Annotated in this window: 17 protein-coding genes; 13 read left to right on the top strand and 4 right to left on the bottom strand. The window is 65.5% G+C overall.

Features of this window, described 5'->3' with window-relative positions:
• Positions 1-199: 199 nt before the first annotated feature.
• Positions 200-1,714, bottom strand: a complete 1,515-nt coding sequence (locus tag KNJ79_RS04515) for an acyl-CoA carboxylase subunit beta (protein WP_317152950.1) — start codon at positions 1,712-1,714, stop codon at positions 200-202.
• A 70-nt stretch (positions 1,715-1,784) separates the two neighbouring features.
• On the opposite strand from KNJ79_RS04515, the gene KNJ79_RS04510 reads away from it, so the two are divergent.
• The 3 genes from KNJ79_RS04510 to KNJ79_RS04500 all read left to right on the top strand — a co-directional run bounded on the left by KNJ79_RS04510 (position 1,785) and on the right by KNJ79_RS04500 (position 5,528).
• Positions 1,785-2,564 (top strand): SDR family NAD(P)-dependent oxidoreductase, encoded by a 780-nt coding sequence (locus KNJ79_RS04510; RefSeq protein ID WP_317152949.1) that lies wholly within the window; start codon positions 1,785-1,787, stop codon positions 2,562-2,564.
• Positions 2,565-2,707: 143 nt separating this feature from the next.
• The gene (locus tag KNJ79_RS04505) at positions 2,708-4,309 is read left to right on the top strand and encodes a S10 family peptidase (protein ID WP_317152948.1); all 1,602 of its coding nucleotides are present in this window, start codon (positions 2,708-2,710) and stop codon (positions 4,307-4,309) included.
• 316 nt (positions 4,310-4,625) lie between these two features.
• Entirely contained in the window at positions 4,626-5,528 is a 903-nt protein-coding gene (locus KNJ79_RS04500) for a DMT family transporter (protein WP_317152947.1), read from the top strand.
• A gap of 183 nt (positions 5,529-5,711) precedes the next feature.
• On the opposite strand, the gene KNJ79_RS04495 is transcribed toward KNJ79_RS04500, so the two are convergent.
• Entirely contained in the window at positions 5,712-6,668 is a 957-nt protein-coding gene (locus tag KNJ79_RS04495; RefSeq protein WP_317152946.1) for an L-threonylcarbamoyladenylate synthase, read from the bottom strand.
• A gap of 53 nt (positions 6,669-6,721) precedes the next feature.
• On the opposite strand from KNJ79_RS04495, the gene KNJ79_RS04490 reads away from it, so the two are divergent.
• The 5 genes from KNJ79_RS04490 to KNJ79_RS04470 all read left to right on the top strand — a co-directional run bounded on the left by KNJ79_RS04490 (position 6,722) and on the right by KNJ79_RS04470 (position 15,034).
• Positions 6,722-8,458, top strand: a complete 1,737-nt coding sequence (locus KNJ79_RS04490; protein WP_317152945.1) for an acyl-CoA dehydrogenase — start codon at positions 6,722-6,724, stop codon at positions 8,456-8,458.
• A 105-nt stretch (positions 8,459-8,563) separates the two neighbouring features.
• Positions 8,564-10,858, top strand: a complete 2,295-nt coding sequence (locus KNJ79_RS04485) for an EAL domain-containing protein (RefSeq protein WP_317152944.1) — start codon at positions 8,564-8,566, stop codon at positions 10,856-10,858.
• Between the two features lie 699 nt (positions 10,859-11,557).
• Entirely contained in the window at positions 11,558-13,507 is a 1,950-nt protein-coding gene (locus KNJ79_RS04480; protein ID WP_317152943.1) for a ribonucleoside-diphosphate reductase subunit alpha, read from the top strand.
• A 121-nt stretch (positions 13,508-13,628) separates the two neighbouring features.
• Positions 13,629-14,690, top strand: coding sequence for a ribonucleotide-diphosphate reductase subunit beta (locus KNJ79_RS04475; RefSeq protein WP_317152942.1), 1,062 nt, complete (start codon positions 13,629-13,631; stop codon positions 14,688-14,690).
• 113 nt (positions 14,691-14,803) lie between these two features.
• Entirely contained in the window at positions 14,804-15,034 is a 231-nt protein-coding gene (locus KNJ79_RS04470; protein ID WP_317152941.1) for a hypothetical protein, read from the top strand.
• A gap of 64 nt (positions 15,035-15,098) precedes the next feature.
• On the opposite strand, the gene KNJ79_RS04465 is transcribed toward KNJ79_RS04470, so the two are convergent.
• Entirely contained in the window at positions 15,099-15,614 is a 516-nt protein-coding gene (locus tag KNJ79_RS04465) for a winged helix DNA-binding protein (RefSeq protein ID WP_317152940.1), read from the bottom strand.
• A 376-nt stretch (positions 15,615-15,990) separates the two neighbouring features.
• Here KNJ79_RS04465 and KNJ79_RS04460 point away from each other — a divergent pair, with 376 nt between their 5' ends.
• Positions 15,991-16,251 carry a hypothetical protein gene (locus tag KNJ79_RS04460; protein ID WP_317152939.1) on the top strand — a complete coding sequence of 87 codons (261 nt, stop codon included), beginning with the start codon at positions 15,991-15,993 and terminating at the stop codon, positions 16,249-16,251.
• A gap of 84 nt (positions 16,252-16,335) precedes the next feature.
• Positions 16,336-16,950: a hypothetical protein gene (locus KNJ79_RS04455; RefSeq protein ID WP_089215108.1), complete on the top strand. Its 615-nt coding sequence runs from the start codon at positions 16,336-16,338 to the stop codon at positions 16,948-16,950.
• Positions 16,951-16,963: 13 nt separating this feature from the next.
• On the opposite strand, the gene KNJ79_RS04450 is transcribed toward KNJ79_RS04455, so the two are convergent.
• The gene (locus KNJ79_RS04450) at positions 16,964-17,572 is read right to left on the bottom strand and encodes a hypothetical protein (RefSeq protein ID WP_317152938.1); all 609 of its coding nucleotides are present in this window, start codon (positions 17,570-17,572) and stop codon (positions 16,964-16,966) included.
• Positions 17,573-17,603: 31 nt separating this feature from the next.
• On the opposite strand from KNJ79_RS04450, the gene KNJ79_RS04445 reads away from it, so the two are divergent.
• From KNJ79_RS04445 to KNJ79_RS04435, 3 genes are all read left to right on the top strand, one after another.
• Positions 17,604-17,753, top strand: a complete 150-nt coding sequence (locus tag KNJ79_RS04445; RefSeq protein ID WP_170935454.1) for a hypothetical protein — start codon at positions 17,604-17,606, stop codon at positions 17,751-17,753.
• Between the two features lie 236 nt (positions 17,754-17,989).
• A complete protein-coding gene (locus tag KNJ79_RS04440) occupies positions 17,990-18,457 on the top strand; it encodes a hypothetical protein (RefSeq protein ID WP_317152937.1) in 468 nt (155 codons plus the stop codon).
• A 177-nt stretch (positions 18,458-18,634) separates the two neighbouring features.
• A complete protein-coding gene (locus KNJ79_RS04435; RefSeq protein WP_089215110.1) occupies positions 18,635-18,976 on the top strand; it encodes a TraR/DksA family transcriptional regulator in 342 nt (113 codons plus the stop codon).
• Positions 18,977-19,174 lie beyond the last annotated feature (198 nt).

Genomic DNA, 19,174 nt, shown 5'->3' with positions numbered 1-19,174 from the left:
TAAGGCGATTGCAGATATGTCCGCTAATACCGGAACCCGCCATCTCCTTCATCGTCATCCCGGACTTGATCCGGGATCCATAGCCGCGGCGTTGTCGTGGATCCCGGATCAAGTCCGGGATGACGAAGCGGGGTGAACCGTCCGCTCCTCACCCTAAAAGCGGCCGCGTGTCGGCATAATCGCCGTCGGCGAGACGAGGCTATAAGGCCCGCCACGCCAGCTCTGCAAACTCGCACAGCAATGGCCGCGTATCGCGCGGGTCGATGATGTCCTCGACCCCGAATTTCTCCGCGGTGCGAAAGGGCGAGCGGACGCGGTTCAGCCGCTCGCGGATCGCCTCCAGATGCGCCGCCGGGTCCTCGGCCGCCTCGAGCTCGCTCTTGTAGGCGACCTCGACCCCGCCCTCGATCGGCAGGCTGCCCCAGTCGCCCGACGGCCAGGCGAAGCGGTACTGGAAGCGCTCGGCGTTCGACATCGCGCTGCCCGCAATGCCATAGGCGCGGCGCACGACGACCGACGCCAGCGGCACGCTCGCGCGGTAGATCGCGTTCATCGCCTGCACGCCGTAACGGATCGTCCCCGTCCGCTCGGCCTCGCCGCCGATCATGAAGCCGGGATTGTCGACGAGGTGGACGATCGGCAGGCGGAACTGGTCGGCGAGCTTGACGAAACGCTCGGCCTTTTCGCTGGTCTTCGCGTCCCACGACCCGCCGAGATAGGAGGGATCGCTCGCGAGCACCGCGACCGGCCAGCCGCCCAATCGCGCGAAAGCGGTGATGACCGCCCGTCCCCAGCGCGCGCCCATTTCGAAGACGCTGCCCTGGTCGAACACCGCCTCGGCAATGCGCCGCATCGAATAGACCCGCTTCGCCTCGCGCGGAACGATGGACAACAAGGCCTCTTCGCGCCGGCCGACGGGATCGTCGGACGCGATGCGCGCGGCGCGCTCGTGGATCGACGAGGGCAGATAGGACAGGAAGCGCCGCGCCGCCGCGAACGCCTCGGCCTCCGATGCCACCTCGTCGTCGACGACGCCGTTGCGCGTATGCACGTCGGTGCCGCCGAGTTCCTCGCGGTCCAATGTATCGCCGATCGCCGCGGCGACCGCCGGCCCCGCCGCGAAAAGCTGCGACAGGCCGCGCACCATCACGCTGTAATGGCTCGCGACGACGCGCGCCGCGCCGAGCCCCGCGGTCGGGCCGAGCGCGAGCGCGACCACCGGCACCGTGTCGAGATTGGCAATGATCTGGTCCCAGCCCGGAACGTGCGGGATATAGGTATAGCCCATATCCTCGAGTGTCTTGACCGACCCGCCGCCGCCGGTGCCGTCGATCATGCGGATCAGCGGCAGGCGATATTCGTGCGCCATCGCTTCGCACTGGATGAATTTGCGGTGCAGCGCCGCATCGGCCGCACCGCCGCGCACGGTGAAATCGTCGGCCGAGGCGACCACGGGCCGCCCGTCGATATTCGCGCGCCCGAAGATGAAATTGCTTGGCGCAAGGTCTTCCAGCTCGCCATCGGGGCCGTAGGTGCCCCGCCCCGCGATCTTGCCGATCTCGCGAAAACTCCCCGGATCGACGATCGCCGCGAGCCGCGCCCGCGCGTCCATCTTGCCGCGCCCATGCTGGCGCGCGACCTTTTCTGCACCGCCCATCTTCTCGGCCATCGCCCGCCGTGCGGCGAGTTCGTCCAGTTCTTTTTTCCAGCTCATGGCGGCGAAGCTAGCTTACGTTGACGGAAACGTCATGCCATAATCGCCGAAACCGAAGGGAGAGAGACACATGGCCGAATTGAACCTTGCAGGCCGCACCGCGCTCGTCACCGGCGCCTCGCGCGGGATCGGGCGCGGCATCGCGCTCGCGCTGGCAAGGGCGGGCGCCGACGTCGCGGTCAACTATACGCGCGACGAGGCGGCGGCGGGCGAGACCGTCGCCGCGATCCGGGCGCTCGGCCGCAAGGCGAAGGCGTATCAGGCGTCGGTCGCCGACGAAGAGGCGAGCGCCGCGATGGTCGCGGGAATCGAAGCCGATTTGGGTCCGCTGTCGATCCTGGTCAACAATGCCGGCATCGCGAGCCGCGGCACGCCGGTCGCCGATACCGACGCCGCCGAAGTCGAGAAATTGCTCGGCGTTCACGCGGTCGGCGCGCACCGCCTGTCGCGCCTCTGCCTGCCCCAGCTCCGCCGGCACGACCGCAGCGACATCGTCGTCATCTCCAGCGTCGCGACGCTGCACAATGCCGCGAACGGCGCGCCCTATAATATGGCGAAAGCGGCCGCCGAGGCGCTCGCGCTCACGCTGGCCAAGGAAGAGCTGAAGCATGGCGTCCGCGTGAACATCGTCTCGCCGTCGCTCACCGTCAGCGACATGGGCGAGCGGCTCGCGCGCGCAGTGACGGGCAACGACGATATCCACCACCTCGACGCCAAATTCCCCTTCGGCCGCGTGCCCGACCCCGGCGACGTCGCCGCGGCGGTGCTGTGGTTCGTGTCCGACGCCAACCCCTATTGCTCGGGGCAGAAACTCAATATCGACGGTGCGGGAATGGCGTCGTTCCGATAGTCCATCACGTCATTGCGAGGAGCCGAAGGCGACGCGGCAATCCCCAGTCATCGGCCTTGCGCAAGGTCGATAGCGTGAGATTGCTTCGTCACTGCGTTCCTCGCAATGACGCAATTCAAACGACCGGCCACTAAGGATTCGACATGAAAGCCATTACCGCCGCCGCCCTCGCGCTCGCCCTCGCCGGCTGCGCGACGGCGCAGTCGCACGAGCCGCAAGGCGCCGCCGACACCGCCGCTCCCAGCGGCCCGATGTTCACCCCCACCGCGATCGAAAGCCGCGGTTCGGTGACCGTCGGCGGGGTCGCGATCCCCTATCGCGCGGTCGCGGGAACGCTGGTCGTCCATCCCGCGGGCTGGGACGACAGTGTGCCCATCGACCGCAAGCGCGACGAAGATGCGGCGGACGATGTCCCCGACAGCGAAGCCTCGATGTTCTACACCGCCTATTTCAAGGAGGGGGCGCCCGCCGCCAGCCGGCCGATCACCTTCCTGTTCAACGGCGGCCCCGGTTCGCCGACCTTGTGGCTCCACATGGGCGCCTTTGGCCCGGTGCGCGTCGAGACCCCCGACCTCGCGCACGGCAGCGCGCCCTATCGCACCGTCGCCAACGATCAGAGCCTGCTCGACGTCTCCGACCTCGTCTTCGTCGATGCGCCGGGCACCGGCTTCAGCCGCGTCGCGGGCGAGGACAAGGCGAAGGCGTGGTATGGCGTCGATCAGGATATTCACGCCTTCACCGTCTTCGTGCGCGACTTCCTGTCGAAATACGGCCGCTGGACCTCGCCCAAATATCTCTATGGCGAAAGCTATGGGACGATGCGCGCCGCCGGGATGACGCTCGCGCTGCAACGGCAGGACATCGACCTCAATGGCGTGATCCTGCTCTCCGACATCTTGAACTGGGACCTGATCCCCGACGATCCGCAGGTCAATCCGGGGGTCGACCTGCCTTATATCGTGTCGCTGCCGAGCTATGCCGCGACCGCCTGGTATCACAAGCGCGCGGGCGCCGGGCGCGAGCTCGAACCCTTTCTGAAAGAGGTCGAGGCTTTCGCGACCGGCGACTATGCGCTCGCGCTGCTCAAGGGAAATAATCTGCCCGACGCCGAACGGCAGGCGATCGCGGCGAAGCTCCACGGCTACACCGGCCTGCCGGTCGACTATCTGCTCAAGACGAACCTCCGTATCGAATATGGCGCGCTGCAAAAGGAACTGCTCGCGGACCAAGGGCTCACCACCGGCACGCTCGACACGCGCTTCACCGGCGCGACGCTCGATCCGCTGTCGAAGATCGCGTCGAACGACCCGCAGGGCAGCGCGATCGGCGCCGCCTATACCGCGGCGTTCAACGATTATGTCCGCACCGCGCTCGGCTATGGCGCGGGCACGCATTATGAAGGCGGGCTCGATGTCTATGGCAGCTGGGATTACAAGCACCAACCACCCGGCGCCGCCCGTCCGCTGATCGCCCTCCCCAACGTCCTCCCCGACCTGGCGGTCGCGATGAAGCAGAATCCGAAGATGAAATTGCTCGTCACCGGCGGCTATTTCGACATTTCGACCCCCTATTTCGCCGGCTGGTACGAACTCCAGCACCTGCCCGTGCCCAAGGAGCTGCAAGCGAACATCGCCTACAAATATTATCCCGCCGGCCATATGATCTATGTCAACCCGGCCCTCCTGACCGAGATGCACAGCGACGTTGCAGATTTCATCCGGCGTACGGATGGGATTGATGGATGACCCTGCTGCTCCCGGTCTGATCGGCGGCTTTGCGGTAGAAAGCGGACGTTCGCCTGCTCTCTTTCGTCATCCCGGACTTGATCCGGGATCCACAGCAGCGCCGAAGTCATGGACCCCGGATCAAGTCCGGGGTGACGATGATAAATAGGGCAGCTTCCAGTCGTTAGCCGACATCGCTCTTCCTCAAACCGAACGGGAAAGATAAGGCGTTTATCGGCCGTTTTCAGATGACTTGCATAGGGGTCGCGGCGGGTGTTTGCGAAATACGCAACATCCACCGGGACGAACCACCCCGGACCCCGCTAAAGCCCTCCCCATGCGCCCCGATTCGGCTTCCCCCGTCATCCCCTTTCTCGTCGCGTGCGGCGGGATTGCGACCTTTTCGATGATGGACGTGCTGATGAAGGGGCTGTCGATCGAGATCGGCGCCTATAACGCCGTGCTCTGGCGCACCGGTGCGGGCACCTTGCTCAGCGGGGCGGTCTATGCCTGCGCGCGGCCGCGCTGGCCGGGCGCGGCGACGATGCGCATCCATGCGGTGCGGTCGCTGTTCGTCGCGGGGATGGCGATCACCTTTTTCTGGGCGCTGGCAAGACTGCCGATGGCCGACGCGATCGCGCTCGCCTTCGTCGCGCCGCTGATGACGCTCTATATGGCCGCGCTGTTTTTGGGCGAGAAGATCGGACCGCGCTCGGTCGCCGCCTCGCTACTCGGGCTGCTCGGCGTGGTCGTGATCGTCGCGGGCAAGCTCGGGCGCGGCACCTATGCGCCCGAGGCGCTGTGGGCGGTCGGCGCGGTGTTCCTTTCGGCGGTCTTCTACGCCATCAACCTGATCCTCGCGCGGCGGCAGGCGAAGATGGCCGAACCGCTCGAGATCGCCTTTTATCAGAACGCCTTCGTCGCCGCGATCCTCGCGCTCGGCGCGCCGTGGTTTCTCGCGGTTCCCGATGCCGCCCACGCCCCCCACATCGCGGGTGCCGCGGCGCTTGCGACGCTGTCGCTGCTGCTCTTGAGCTGGGCCTATGCCCGCGCCGAGGCGCAGATCCTCGCGACCACCGAATATACCGGCTTCCTGTGGGCGATGACGTTCGGGTGGTATTTCTATGCCGAGCCGGTGACGCTGCCGACCATCGCCGGCGCGCTGCTGATCGTCGCGGCGTGCCTGATCGTCGCGCGCAAGACCCCGCAGCTCGACCCGGTCGAGCCGGCGGCGGCCTGAAAGACTATCTCACACAAAGGCACTAAGGCACGAAAAAAAAGTTGTTTTCCTCCGTTCGCCCTGAGCTTGTCGAAGGGCCGTTCTGTCTTTCGACGTCGCAAAAATACGGTGCTTCGACAAGCTCAGCACGAACGAAGATAGGATTTATCTTCGTGCCTTTGTGCCTTTGTGTGAGCCAAAAATTCACACCGCCGCGCGCGCCAGCCGGTCGTTGATCGCCGCGCCCAGCCCCGCGGCAGGAATCGCCGCCACCGCGATCCGCGGCTTCGCGCTCGCCGCCCCCGCGTGGAGCGCGTCGAACAGATGCGCCGCGGCTTCGGTCAGGTCGCCCGCCGCGCTCAGATTATAGTCGCCCGCCAAGCCGCCGAAGCCGATTGCGAACTCGTCGCCGGCAAAATCCGCCGCGCCAAGCCGCACCGGCTTGCCCGGCGCATAGTGGCTCGCAAGCATCCCCGGCGCGACGACCTCGGCGCCCGCGACCCCCGCGACCGGCAGCCCCGACACCTCGCCCAGCATCGCCGCGGTGACCGGCCCCGGCCGCAGCACCTCGACCCTGCCGCCCACGACGCGCACGATCGTCGATTCGACCCCCGCGCTCGTCGCACCGTCGTCGATCACCAGCGCGATCCGGCCGGCGAGGCTCGCAAGCACATGCGCCGCCTTGGTCGGGCTCACCCGCCCGCTCGCATTGGCGCTCGGCGCCGCGAGCGGCGCGCCGGTCGCGGCGAGCAGCGCCTGCATCGCGCGATGCCCCGGCACGCGCAGCGCGATCGTGTCGAGCCCCGCGGTCGCGACGCTCGCCACCGGACAATCCGCGCGGCGCGGCACCACCAGCGTCAGCGGCCCCGGCCAGAAACGCGCCGCAAGCGCCCGCTCCGCCGCCCCGAACACGCCAAGCGCCTCGGCCGCCGCAAGGTCCGGCACATGCACGATCAGCGGGTTGAAATCGGGCCGTCCCTTCGCGGCATAGATGCGCGCGACCGCCTCGGCACTCCGCGCGTCGGCGGCGAGGCCATAGACCGTCTCGGTCGGCACCGCGACCGGTTGCGCGGCCGCGATCAATTCCGCGGCGCGCGCGATCGCCTCGTCCCCAAAGGGAACGACCTCGGTTGCCACAGTCTCGTTTTGACGCTCGGCCATGCCGCGCTATAGCGCCGGGCGCAACGGAATCACCCCCAAAAGCGGGAAACCCCATGACCTATGCGGCGCCCACCACCGAACAGCTCTTCGTTCTTCAGCATATCGCGCGCATCGACGCGATGGCAGAGCATGAGCGCTTTGCCGCCGCGACCCCCGACATGGTCGAGGCGATCGTCACCGGCATCGGCGATTTCGCCGCCGAGGTCTATGCGCCGCTGAACCGCGTCGGCGACACGAACAATCCGAAATGGGACGACGGCAAGGTCATCATGCCCCCCGGCTTCAAGGAGGCTTACCGGCAGTTCGTCGAGGCGGGCTGGGGCAGCATCGACGGCCCCGGCGCCTATGGCGGGCAGGACCTGCCCTTCACCCTCGCGACCGTGGTGATCGAAGCACTCGGCAGCGCCAATATGGGCTTTTCGCTCTGCAACATCCTGACCCCCGGCGCGATCCACGCGCTGATGGCCTATGGCACCGAGCAGCAGCGCGCGACCTGGTTGCCCAAGCTGATCACCGGCGAATGGAACGGCACGATGAACCTGACCGAGCCCGCCGCGGGCAGCGACGTCGGCGCGCTGCGTTCGACCGCCGAAAAGGTGACCGAAGGCGAGCACGCGGGCCTCTACCGGATCAAGGGGCAAAAGATCTTCATCACTTTCGGCGAGCATGACCTCACCGACAATATCGTCCACCTCGTCCTCGCGCGCACCCCCGGCGCGCCCGAAGGGACGCGCGGCATCTCGCTGTTCCTCGTCCCCAAATACCGCCTCGATGCGGACGGGCGGCCGACGATTTCGAACGGCGTGCGCTGCGCCTCGATCGAGCATAAGCTCGGAATCCACGGCTCGCCGACCGCGGTGATGATCTATGGCGAGGATGAGGATTGCCTTGGCGAGATCGTCGGCGAGGAAATGGGCGGGATGCGCGCGATGTTCGTGATGATGAACAACGCCCGCCTGATGATCGGCTGTCAGGGCATCCAGATCGGCGAGCGCGCGACGCAGCAGGCGCAGCGCTTCGCCGCCGAGCGCGTGCAGTCGTCGCTCGCCGGATCGCCCGATCGCACTCCGGTGACGATCGACAAGCATCCCGACGTGCGCCGGATGCTGTGGCGGATGCGCGCGCAGACCGAGGCGGCGCGCGCACTCGTCTATTATGCCGCGGCGCAGGTCGATTTCGGCAAGCTGGGCGACGAGGCCGCGGCGATGCGCGCCGAAATCCTGACCCCGCTGGCGAAGGCGCACGCGACCGACATCGGCTGCGAGGTCGCGAGCCTGGGCATCCAGGTCCATGGCGGCATGGGCTTCATCGAGGAAACCGGCGCCGCGCAGCATTATCGCGACGCGCGCATCGCGCCGATCTACGAAGGCACAAACGGCATCCAGGCCGCCGACCTGGTGGGCCGCAAGCTCGGCATGGCGGGCGGCGACCTGATCCGCGGGCTGATCGACGACATCGCTTATGGTGCCGGCGACGATTTCCCCGAACTGTCGCAGCTCGCCGAGGCGTGCCGCGCGGTCACCGACTGGATGGCGAAGGCGCCGCTGCCCGACCGGCTCGCGGGAAGCTACCCCTATCTCACCATGCTCGCGACCGCGACGTGCGGCTGGCTGATGGCGCTCCAGCATCGCGGCGCAAAGGCGGCGCTCGAGGAAGGCGCGGGCGACACCGCCTTCCTCGAGGCGAAGATCGCCTCGACGCGCTTCTATCTGCAACAGATCGTCCCGGCGGCGGCAGGCCTCGCTCCCGCGGCACTCGCGGGCGACGCCGCGCTCCCCGAAATCGCCTGAATCGCGCAGAAAAGCGCGCGGTCCGCGCCACGCATCGCACGCATAATTAACGCGATGCTAACCATCGGCAACTAATCCGATCCGGCAATTGCTGGAGAAGCGCGCGTGCCGCTTGTGAACAACCGGATGATCATCAGCTGGCGCACCCTGTTGCTGTCGCTGCTGTTGAGCATCGCGGTCGGTTTTTCCGGCGCGGGCGAGCTTCCGGATCGAATGATCGCGATGGCCATGGGCCGGCTCGGCGACCGGGCTGTTACAGGCGACATTGTCGTCGTGGGGATCGACGACCGGACGCTGCGTGCGATGCCTGGGGGGCGCTTTTCGCGGAAGGATCATGCGCAAGTCATCGAAGCGATCGACAAGGCTGGCGTTCGGCGGTTGATGGTGGACTTCTATTACCCCCGGCAAGATGAACATAGCGGCACGGCGGCACTGGCAAGCGCCGTCCACCAGATGAGCGACCGGATCGTTCTCGCGGTTGCAACTACGACGATTCCCGGAACGGAAAGGCTGCTGACGACCTTTCCGGATCCTGCGATCGTCGGAAAGGATGCGCTCCTTGCCAGCATCGCCTGGGAGAACGAGTTTTGGCAGGTTTGGAGCGTGCCGCTGATGTACGAGGCCAATGGGCGGTTGCTGCCCAGCCTGTCGGCGGTCCTGGCGAACAAGCGCGCAGATCGGCCCGTCAAATTCCGGGTCGATCTTTCCTATGACGTGTCGACCATCACCGAATATAGCGCAATCGATCTTTTGGACGGCACGGTTGGCGCCCGCGAGCTCGCAGGAAAGGACGTCATTTTCGCAAACACCGCGTCGGTCATGCCCGATCAACATTATCTGCCTGGGCATGACTTCGTGCCCGGCGCCTATATTCACCTGATAGCCGCCGAAACGCTCAAACGCGGCGATCCCGTCGATATCGGCTGGCTGCCGGGGCTGCTCGCTTCGATTGCGGCGATGCTGTTCGTCCTGCTCACGCCACTCCAGCGTCGATTCGCATGGATGGCCGCCGGTATCGCAGCCCTTCTTGTTGCGGGCGAAATTCTGTTGAGCTTGTCGCTTGTGACTGCGTCGGCCGGAGCGGGTCTGTTCTTCGTCGCCCTCGTCAGCACTCATGTATCGCGCAAGCGCCGGCATTTCTCGGCGCAGCGCGAAAACCCCGTCTCCGGCCTCCCAAACTTCGAGGCACTGCGCAGTCAAACGCCGTTCGGCAGCTCAACGATCATTGCCGCCAAGCTCGTCAATTTCGAGGATCTCGCCGCCTTCCTGCCCGGTGAGGGCAGCCAGCAACTCATCGACCAGGTCGCGCGCCGCCTGACGCTCGCGTGCCACGGGACGCAGCTCCATCACGATCTCGACGGTACGTTCGCCTGGCTCGTTCCCTATTATCAGCACAGCCAGATCGAGGGGCATCTCGCCGGCCTCGCGGCACTGTTCAACGCGCCGCTGACGATCGGCGAGTTCAAGATCGACGTCGCGATCGCCTTCGGCGTCAACGACGAGTTCGAAGGATCGAATGCGCAGCGGCTTGCCGCCGCGCTGGTTGCCGCCGAAAAGTCGATCCGCACGCGCGCGCTGTGGACCAAATATATGCCGCGGCAAAAGGACGATGCCGGCTGGCAATTGAGCTTTCACTCGCAGCTCGAGGATGCGCTCGCCGGCGGCGACATCTGGGTCGCCTTCCAGCCGCAATATCAGATCGCGACCGGCCGCCTCGTCGGCGTCGAGGCGCTCGCGCGCTGGACGCACCCGACGCGCGGGCCGATCCCGCCCGACGAATTCATCGTCCAGGCCGAAAAGAGCCAGGACATCTATCGCCTGACCTTGTTCGTGATGGATCAGGCGATCCGCTCGGCGGCGCAGCTGCGCGACCGCGGCCTCGCGATCAACATGTCGGTCAACCTGTCGGCGGCGCTGCTTGATCACAACGACCTCGTCGGCACGATCCGCGTGATGCTCACCGCGCATCATCTGCCTGCCGAATGGCTGACAATCGAAATCACCGAAACCGCGCAGATCGAAAACAGCCGTCAGGCGCGCCAGACGCTCGCGCAGCTCCGCCGCGCCGGTATCCGCCTGTCGATCGACGATTATGGCACCGGCCAGTCGAACCTCGAATATCTGACCGAGGTCGAGGCCGACGAGATCAAGATCGACAAGCGCTTCGTGATGACGATGCGCGATTCGCAGCGCAACTTCGAAGTGGTCAAGTCGACCATCGACCTGGCGCACCGCCTTGGTGCCGTCGCGGTCGCCGAAGGCATCGAAGATGCTCCGACGATGGCGCTGCTCGAGCAGCTCGGCTGCGACGTCGGTCAAGGTTATCATCTTGGGAAACCGCAGCTTTTCTCCGATCTCGCATCCAGCCTCCTGACCTCTCCGCACAGCCGTACCGCGTAACTGCCAATTTGGTTACGAATTGTTAAGGTTAAGACTCGCTTTACCTTATCTGTTAAGGTATATGGTGTGTTAACTGTCCTGCTTTCGACAGTGCGCATCAGGAGACAAGCAATGGGCTGGTTTTGGCGTTGGATGGGCGGCGGTGGCACCGTGAGCGGTGGTTCGTCGGCCTAAGCCTCCAAAGGATTAGATAAAGGGCCTCGGCATCGCCGGGGCCCTTTTTCGTTGCGCCGGCCGGGACGCCCTGCGCCGCGTCCCATCCACAAGATGTGGTGAGCACCGCCCCAACCGGTCGCCGCCCACCCGATTTTTTTTGCGCTCCCGGCCGCACCGCGCCGCGTCGCCGACACCCGCAGAAAGCCGCGCCTTCGTCCGGCGAAGCGCCCTTCATGCGCGACGAAACGAATCGGAATAGCGACGAGTCGAGTCCCCGATCTGTCATTTACCGTCTTGCATCGACGCGCCGACGTGGCACTATAGGTGGTGGGTCAGCCGAAGGGGGCACCCCAAGCATTAGTATTTGGCCGGAAATGGCGGAATTCCGTCGCCCATCGCATATGGGCTGCGGAAAGACCCTTTCGCGCCCAAAAAAAGTCCCACGCGGGGGGCGGAAAATGTTAGGCTGGGGCTTCGCCCTACGAGTCGAACAAGACGGGAACATCTCGCGCGGCGGCGCGCGGCAGGAAACGGGGTGAAGCAATGGATTTTCGGGAAACGGACCGGGTGGAGACGAACGACGTGGCGACGATGGAACTGGCGAAGAACGACGCGCCCGAAGCGACCGAATCGAAAAGCGATTCGAGCCGCGACGCGGCCAAGCCGAACGACGGCGGCGAGCCGAAGGTTCACGCGCGCCGGTTCGCGGTCGAAACCGACGAAAGCCGCGACGCGCTGCTTACCGATTTCGGCAAGGAAACGCTGAAGGATCGCTATCTCCTCCCCGGCGAATCCTATCAGGATCTCTTCGCGCGCGTCGCCTCGGCCTATGCCGACGATGCCGAACATGCGCAGCGGCTCTACGACTATATCAGCCGCCTGTGGTTCATGCCCGCGACCCCCGTGCTGTCGAACGGCGGCACCGGGCGCGGCCTGCCGATCAGCTGCTACCTCAACAGCGTCGACGACAGCCTCGAGGGCATCGTCGGCACCTGGAACGAGAATGTCTGGCTCGCGAGCCGCGGCGGCGGCATCGGCACCTATTGGGGCGCGGTGCGCGGCATCGGCGAGCCCGTCGGCCTCAACGGCAAGACGAGCGGCATCATCCCCTTCGTCCGCGTGATGGACAGCCTGACCCTCGCGATCAGCCAGGGCTCGCTGCGCCGCGGCTCGGCCGCCTGCTACCTCGACATCTCGCACCCCGAGATCGAGGAGTTCCTCGAGGTGCGCAAGCCCTCGGGCGACTTCAACCGCAAGGCGCTCAACCTCCACCACGGCGTGCTGCTCACCGACGAGTTCATGGAGGCCGTCCGCGACGGCGCCGAATTCAACCTGCGCAGCCCCAAGGACGGCAGCGTGCGCGGCACCGTCGACGCGCGCAGCCTGTTCCAGAAGCTCGTCGAGACGCGCCTCGCGACCGGCGAACCCTATATCATCTTCATCGACCAGGTGAACCGCATGATGCCCAAGCATCACCGCGACCTGGGGCTGAAGGTCACGACCTCGAACCTCTGCTCGGAAATCACCCTGCCGACCGGCCGCGACCATCTCGGCAATGATCGCACCGCGGTCTGCTGTCTCTCCTCGCTCAACCTCGAAACCTGGGACGAGTGGAACGGCGACAAGCGGTTCATCGAGGACGTCATGCGCATGCTCGACAACGTCCTCCAGGACTATATCGACCGCGCCCCGCCCGAAATGGCGCGCGCCAAATATTCGGCGAGCCGCGAACGCAGCGTCGGCCTCGGCGTGATGGGCTTCCACAGCTTCTTGCAGGCGCGCGGCCTGCCGTTCGAGGGGGCGATGGCGAAATCGTCGAACCTTCGGATCTTCAAGCATATCCGCAGCCAGGTCGATCAGGCGTCGATGCTGCTCGCCAAGGAGCGCGGCCCCTGCCCCGACGCCGCCGATCAGGGGGTGATGGAGCGCTTTTCGTGCAAGATGGCGATCGCGCCGACCGCGTCGATCAGCATCATCTGCGGCGGCACCAGCGCGTGCATCGAGCCGATCCCGGCGAATATCTATACCCACAAGACGCTGTCGGGCAGCTTCGTGGTCAAGAACCCGCACCTCGAGGCGCTGCTCGTCGACAAGGCGAAGAACAGCGACAGCATCTGGAACTCGATCCTCGAAAAGGGCGGCAGCGTCCAGCACCTCGACTTTCTGACGCAGGACGAAAAGGACTGCTTCAAGACGAGCTTCGAGATCGACCAGCGCTGGCTACTCGAACTCGCCGCCGACCGCACCCCCTATATCGACCAGGCCGCGTCGCTGAACCTCTTCATTCCCGCCGACGTCGAGAAATGGGACCTGCTCATGCTCCACTATCGCGCGTGGGAACTCGGGATCAAATCGCTCTATTATCTCCGCTCGAAATCGGTCCAGCGCGCCGGCTTCGCGGGCGGGGTCGAGGCCGACAACACGCCCGAGGCGGCAAAATTCGAACTCGCCGCGGGGAGCACCGACTATGACGAGTGTCTGGCCTGCCAGTGACCCGTCGCCACTCCCTCGTCACCCCGGACTTGATCCGGGGTCCACGCGAAGGAGCGCAACCCATCGATGGATTCCGGCTTTCGCCGGAATGACGAACAAGATTTGACCCGAGGATAGACCGATGCCTTTGTTGGAAGCCCGCAAGACCTACAAGCCCTTCGAATATCCCTGGGCCTATGATTTCTGGAAGCGCCAGCAGCAGATCCACTGGATGCCCGAGGAGGTGCCGCTGGGCGAGGATTGCCGCGACTGGGCGCAGAAGATCAGCGATCACGAACGCAATCTGCTCACGCAGATCTTCCGCTTCTTCACCCAGGCCGACGTCGAGGTGCAAGATTGCTACCACGACAAATATGGCCGCGTGTTCAAGCCGACCGAGATCAAGATGATGCTGACCGCGTTCAGCAACATGGAGACGGTGCATATCGCGGCCTACAGCCACCTGCTCGACACGATCGGCATGCCCGAGAGCGAATATGGCATGTTCCTCGAATATGACGAGATGCGCGCGAAGCACGACTATCTCGGCACCTTCGGCGTCGACAGCGACGAAGATATCGCGCGCACGCTCGCGATGTTCGGCGGCTTCACCGAAGGCTTGCAGCTTTTTGCCAGCTTCGCGATGCTGATGAACTTCCCGCGCTTCAACAAGATGAAGGGCATGGGCCAGATCGTCAGCTGGTCGGTGCGCGACGAAAGCCTGCACTGCGAAGGCATCACGCGCCTGTTCCATGCCTTCGTCAAGGAACGCGACTGCCTGACCAAGGCGGTGAAGGAAGACATCATCGACTGCTGCCAGAAAACGGTGCGGCTCGAGGATGCGTTCATCGACCTCGCCTTCGAACAGGGCCCGGTCCCCGGCATGACGCCCAAGGAGATCAAACGCTACATCCGCTACATCGCCGACTGGCGCCTCGGGCAGCTTGGGTTCCAGCCGATCTACATGATCGACGAACACCCCCTCCCCTGGCTCGCCCCGCTCCTGAACGGCGTCGAGCACGCCAACTTCTTCGAAACGCGCGCGACCGAGTACAGCAAGGCCGCGACGCGCGGCGACTGGAACAGCGTGTGGACCAGCTTCGACAACCGCAAGAAGGCCAAAGCCAACGACGACCCGGCCGCCGCGACCGAAGGCGACGAGGGCGAGGATATGTTCGCCAAGGCCGGCATCGCCGCGGAATAAAACCAAACCCTCTCCCCTTCAGGGGAGGGGCAGCGAAGCTTGCCAGCTTGCTGGCTTAGCGAAGCGGGGTGGGCCGCACGGCCCGAAACGATGATCGAAAAGAGAAGTCGCAAATGACCGAAAAGAAAAAGCTCAAACTCCTGATCCTCAGCCAGCCGCAACGCGCCTGCCTCGAGGGCCTCTCGAACCGCCGCCCCCAACTCCCCACCGACCCCATCCGCGACGAACTCGTCGCACTCGGCCTGGTCGCGCAACAGGGCGCGAAATGGACGCTGACCCCGACGGGCAAGAAGGTGCTGGCGGCGAGTTCGAACCGGCGGAATGCGGGCGGATTTTCGGTTTGAGGTAATTGGCGCGCCTGCAAAGCTATCGGCGGGGCAGCAAACCAGCCGCCCCGCACACGCCTTCCTATTCGCCTTCCTGCGTCAGTTCGTTGAAATAATTGTCCATCCGCTGAAGCCCATCCTCCGAAAGCGCGATGTGGATCCGACGCCCGTCGTCAGGATCTTCGGTGCGGTCGAAAAAACCTTCTTCGGCCATCGTCTTAATCCATCGCAGCGCTGTCGTCGCGGGAACCGCCGCGGCGATACACAAGCTCGAAACCGACACCGTCTTTCGCTCGTAATGGGATGCGTAAAGATCCAACAGCATATCCCACGCCGGATCGGCAAAAAGATCGGCGGGAAAATGACTTTCCCGCCGCCGCCGTCTCCAGAGCATTTCACGAACGCCACGCGCCTTTCCATCGGGAAAGGAAATTGGCACCGGCTTGCCGCGCCACCCGTTCCCGACATGTCGATAGGTCGATTCCGGCGTCGATATGACCGGTCCGTTTTTGAACAGCGACTGGATCTGCTGTTCGATAAGACTCAACCGATATGGCAGATCATATCCGCTGCCTGGATTTGTTCCTTCCTGTCCCATTCGCGTCCCCCTGCTCCCAAGACACGAGAATCATGCCTCAAATCACCCCCGTCTTCGCGCAAAATTAACTCCAAAATGAACTTTAAAACTGCCATACTGGTAGCATTTCAAGAAAAATCCGTATAATTCTGTAACAAAATGGAGAATCTATGCCGATCAAAATCGAGTCAAAGCGGACAAGACAGTTAAGGCTTAAGAGAATTGCAGTGACGGCTTACTGAACCCCGGATTGCCGAAGCGCCACATGAAGACGGCTGAAGTCAGCCGGGTCGCGTCCTCGTCTGGGGTCTCGCCATACCTTCTCACAAATCCTATTTCGCACGCTCCACCCGAAAACCCCTTTCCTACATTATCCGGCTGTGTTCCAAACTGGCGGATGAGCCATATCGCCCCCATCCCCTCGCCCGGCGCGGAGCTCACGCCCGCCGCCGACCCCGCCGCCACCCCTGCGCTCGATGCGCACGGGCGCGACCCCGCCGCCTATGACTGGGTGCCGGTGCTGCGCAAGCGCCGCAAGGATGGCTGGTCGCCCGACAAGCAGCGCGCCTTTATCGAGGTGCTCGCCGATACCAGATCGGTCGCCACCGCGGCGCAGCGCGTCGATATGTCCGAATCCTCCGATGTGCAGCGCGCATAAGGCTGACCTTTACTGAACTTTGGTCCGGCCCAGCCGCCCCACGCCCCCCTTCCCCCCGCCGCCCCGGCGCGCTACCCCTTCCCCATGCGCCTGCCGACCTATATCTACGGCCTCCTCTATCCCGCCTTGCTCGGCAGTTTCCTGTTCGGTGCGCTCACCGCGCCCTTTCCCGACCGTTACCAGCTGTGGGCGGCGGGGTTGATGATCCTCTATTTCGCCGCGCAATATGGCGAGGGGGCGATCGTCGCCTATCAGGTCGATCCCGACGGCAGCCCGCGCTACGGCCCGGCCGAGGCGGCGATCGACCTCGTCGAGATTTTCGCGATGCTCGCGATCATGGCGGCGATCGGCCTGTTCGGCGCCGCGCCCACCGGGCTCGTCGCGCGCATCTTCAATCCCGACAGCGTCTTCAACCACTGGGGGTGGATGGCGCTCGCCTTTGCGGTGCCGCCGCTCGCGCGCATCGCGCTGTCGCTGCGCGGCCGGCGGCTGCGGCGCAAGACGCACGACATAAAGGCGCACGGCCGCCTGACCGCGCTGTCCTTCGCCGCCGCCTTCGGCGCGATCCTCGGCTATGCCAATCCGGCGCTCGGGCTCGGGGTGATCAGCGCGGCGCTGCTCACCTACCTCGCCATCTATCTCGGCTGGCCGCACCTTGGCGAGCGGCCGCTGCAGGCGTTTTGGGGACGGCGGGGTTGAACCGCGCCGCGCCTCAATGCAGCGTCTGCGACAGCGGAACCGGGCGCCCGGTCGCGAACAGCACCGCGCCGCGCACCGCCTCGACCGGACCCTCCAGCATATAGAGCTTTGCCAGCTCGCGCGTCGTCTCGCTGTCGTCGTCGACCACCAGCCGCAGCGAGCCGATACCCAGCGCGCCCCGCGTCACCACGACGTCGCGGATATTGGCGAGCGGCCACGAGCGGTCGGCGCCGCGATAGAGGCGCACCCCGTCGTGGCGCAGATAGCGCCGCCGCAGCGCGAACATCCGCCCGAAATCGAAGGTCGCATAGCCGAAGATCGCAACGATCAGCGGCCCGGTCAGCGGCCCGAGCAACCGGTAGAAGCCGCTCGCGGCAAAACCGCCGCCCCACAAAAGCTCCCACAGCGCCCAGACGAGCCCCGCCGCCGCCGCACCCGCCCACGCGAGCACCGGCGCCGTGCGCAGCCGGCCGAGCACCACTTCGCGCGATCGCCGCCCTCGTGCCGTCTCCATGTCCATCGCGCCGCCATAGCGCGCCGCTGCGCCGGCGCAAAACAGGATTGCCCGCCCGCGCCTTGCGGCCAGTCGCGCCCGGCGCTTTGCCCGACTCCGGGCGGCCATGCTATGCAGGCGATCGGAAAGGAGAAAGCCCATGCAGGCCGTAACCGAAGGCGACCGCCGCAAGGAGGTCCGCTCGCTCCTCGACCGGATTCAGGCGCATCCCGAGCGCGACTGGACCGGCGCGCGGCGGCGTATCGCCACGCTCAACAAGCTGATCGCCACCGACCGTCAAGCGCACTGACGAGCGGCGGCGCGGGCGCGGCGGAGTTCGTCGCATATTTTCGGCGACCCGCCGCGTTACCGCATCTCTCCTCGCCGCCAGCTCTATTCACCAACAACCTGTGAAATCACGATATTTATCCTTTCCGGTGACCGGCTGAACGCGCGTTTTCTCCGGCGTTCATGAAACAAGCCCCTCGCTTCATTCGTTTCTTCCGCATCCCCGTCCCCGAACGGACACACGACAGGAGAGAGACGATGCGTACCACCCTCATTCTTCTCGCCGCGGGCAGCGCGGCGCTCGCCACCCCCGCTTTCGCACAGGTCGGCGGCGTCGCCGGGCAGGTCACCGGCGACGTCACCGGTCAGGTCAATCCCGGCGAGGTCGCGAGCGACACCGCCGGCCGCGTCACTCAGCCCGTCGGCGACGTCGTCGGCCAGACCGACGATATGGTGAACGACACGGCCGACTCGGCGAACCTCAAGCTCGCGACGCAGGATCAGGTCCGCGCCGGCGCCAATGTCACCGACATGAACGGCAACAGCATCGGCACGGTGCAGAGCGTCGATGGCGACAATGCGGTCGTCGTCAGCGGCGGCAAGCTCTACAACATCCCGCTGTCGGAGCTCTACAGCAAGGCCGACGGCGCCGCGGGCAGCCTCGTCAGCAAGCTTCCGAAGGATTCGCTGACGCTCCATGCGGGCGCCGACGCCGACGTTCGCTAAGCCGTTTCCTTTACCCGCGATCGCTTCCCCCATGATCGCAAGCAAAGGCGCCAGGTTCCCCTTCCCGGCGCCTTTTCGCTTGCCTCGCGCCCCTGCGCGCGCATGATGCGTCGTTGACGCCGCGCAAAGACGCCCTCGTCCGGTCCGGCTAGCCCGGGCGCAGCGAAAGGAATTGCCATGGCTTTCTCGACCACCGAACTCGCCGCGATCCGCGCCGGCCTCGCCGATCGCCTCGCCGACCTTCACGCCCGCGGCGCGCGCGTCGAAAGCGACATGACCGCGCCGGTCAGCCCCGACGGCGAAGACGCGGCGACCGAGCGCGAGGACGACGACGCGCTCGCCGGCGAGGATGCGCTGCTGACGCGCGAGGCGCGCGCGGTCGCCGCCGCGCTCGCGCGCATCGACGCGGGCGATTACGGCGCCTGCACCCGCTGCGGCCAGGCGATCGCCCCCGCGCGGCTCGAGGCGAAACCCGAAGCCGCGCTCTGCATCGACTGCGCCCGCGAAGTCGGGGGCTAGAGCAAATTGCAGGAAATCTGAATCGACTCGTCTCCCCGAGCGAAGACAAGGGGCTCGTTCGAGCGGAGCGAGAACCGCAGCGTCGCAGCCTCGACTTCGCTCGGCAGAGCCCCTCGTCTTCGCTCGGGGACACGGTGCAGATTTAAGGCTCGCTGCTCTAGACTACCGCGCCACGCCAAGAAAATGGCCCGCGCCGGA

Origin of the sequence: Sphingopyxis indica (assembly GCF_032879645.1) — a bacterium.
Taxonomy (GTDB): domain Bacteria; phylum Pseudomonadota; class Alphaproteobacteria; order Sphingomonadales; family Sphingomonadaceae; genus Sphingopyxis; species Sphingopyxis indica.
This window is presented reverse-complemented; position numbering and strand designations above follow the sequence as displayed.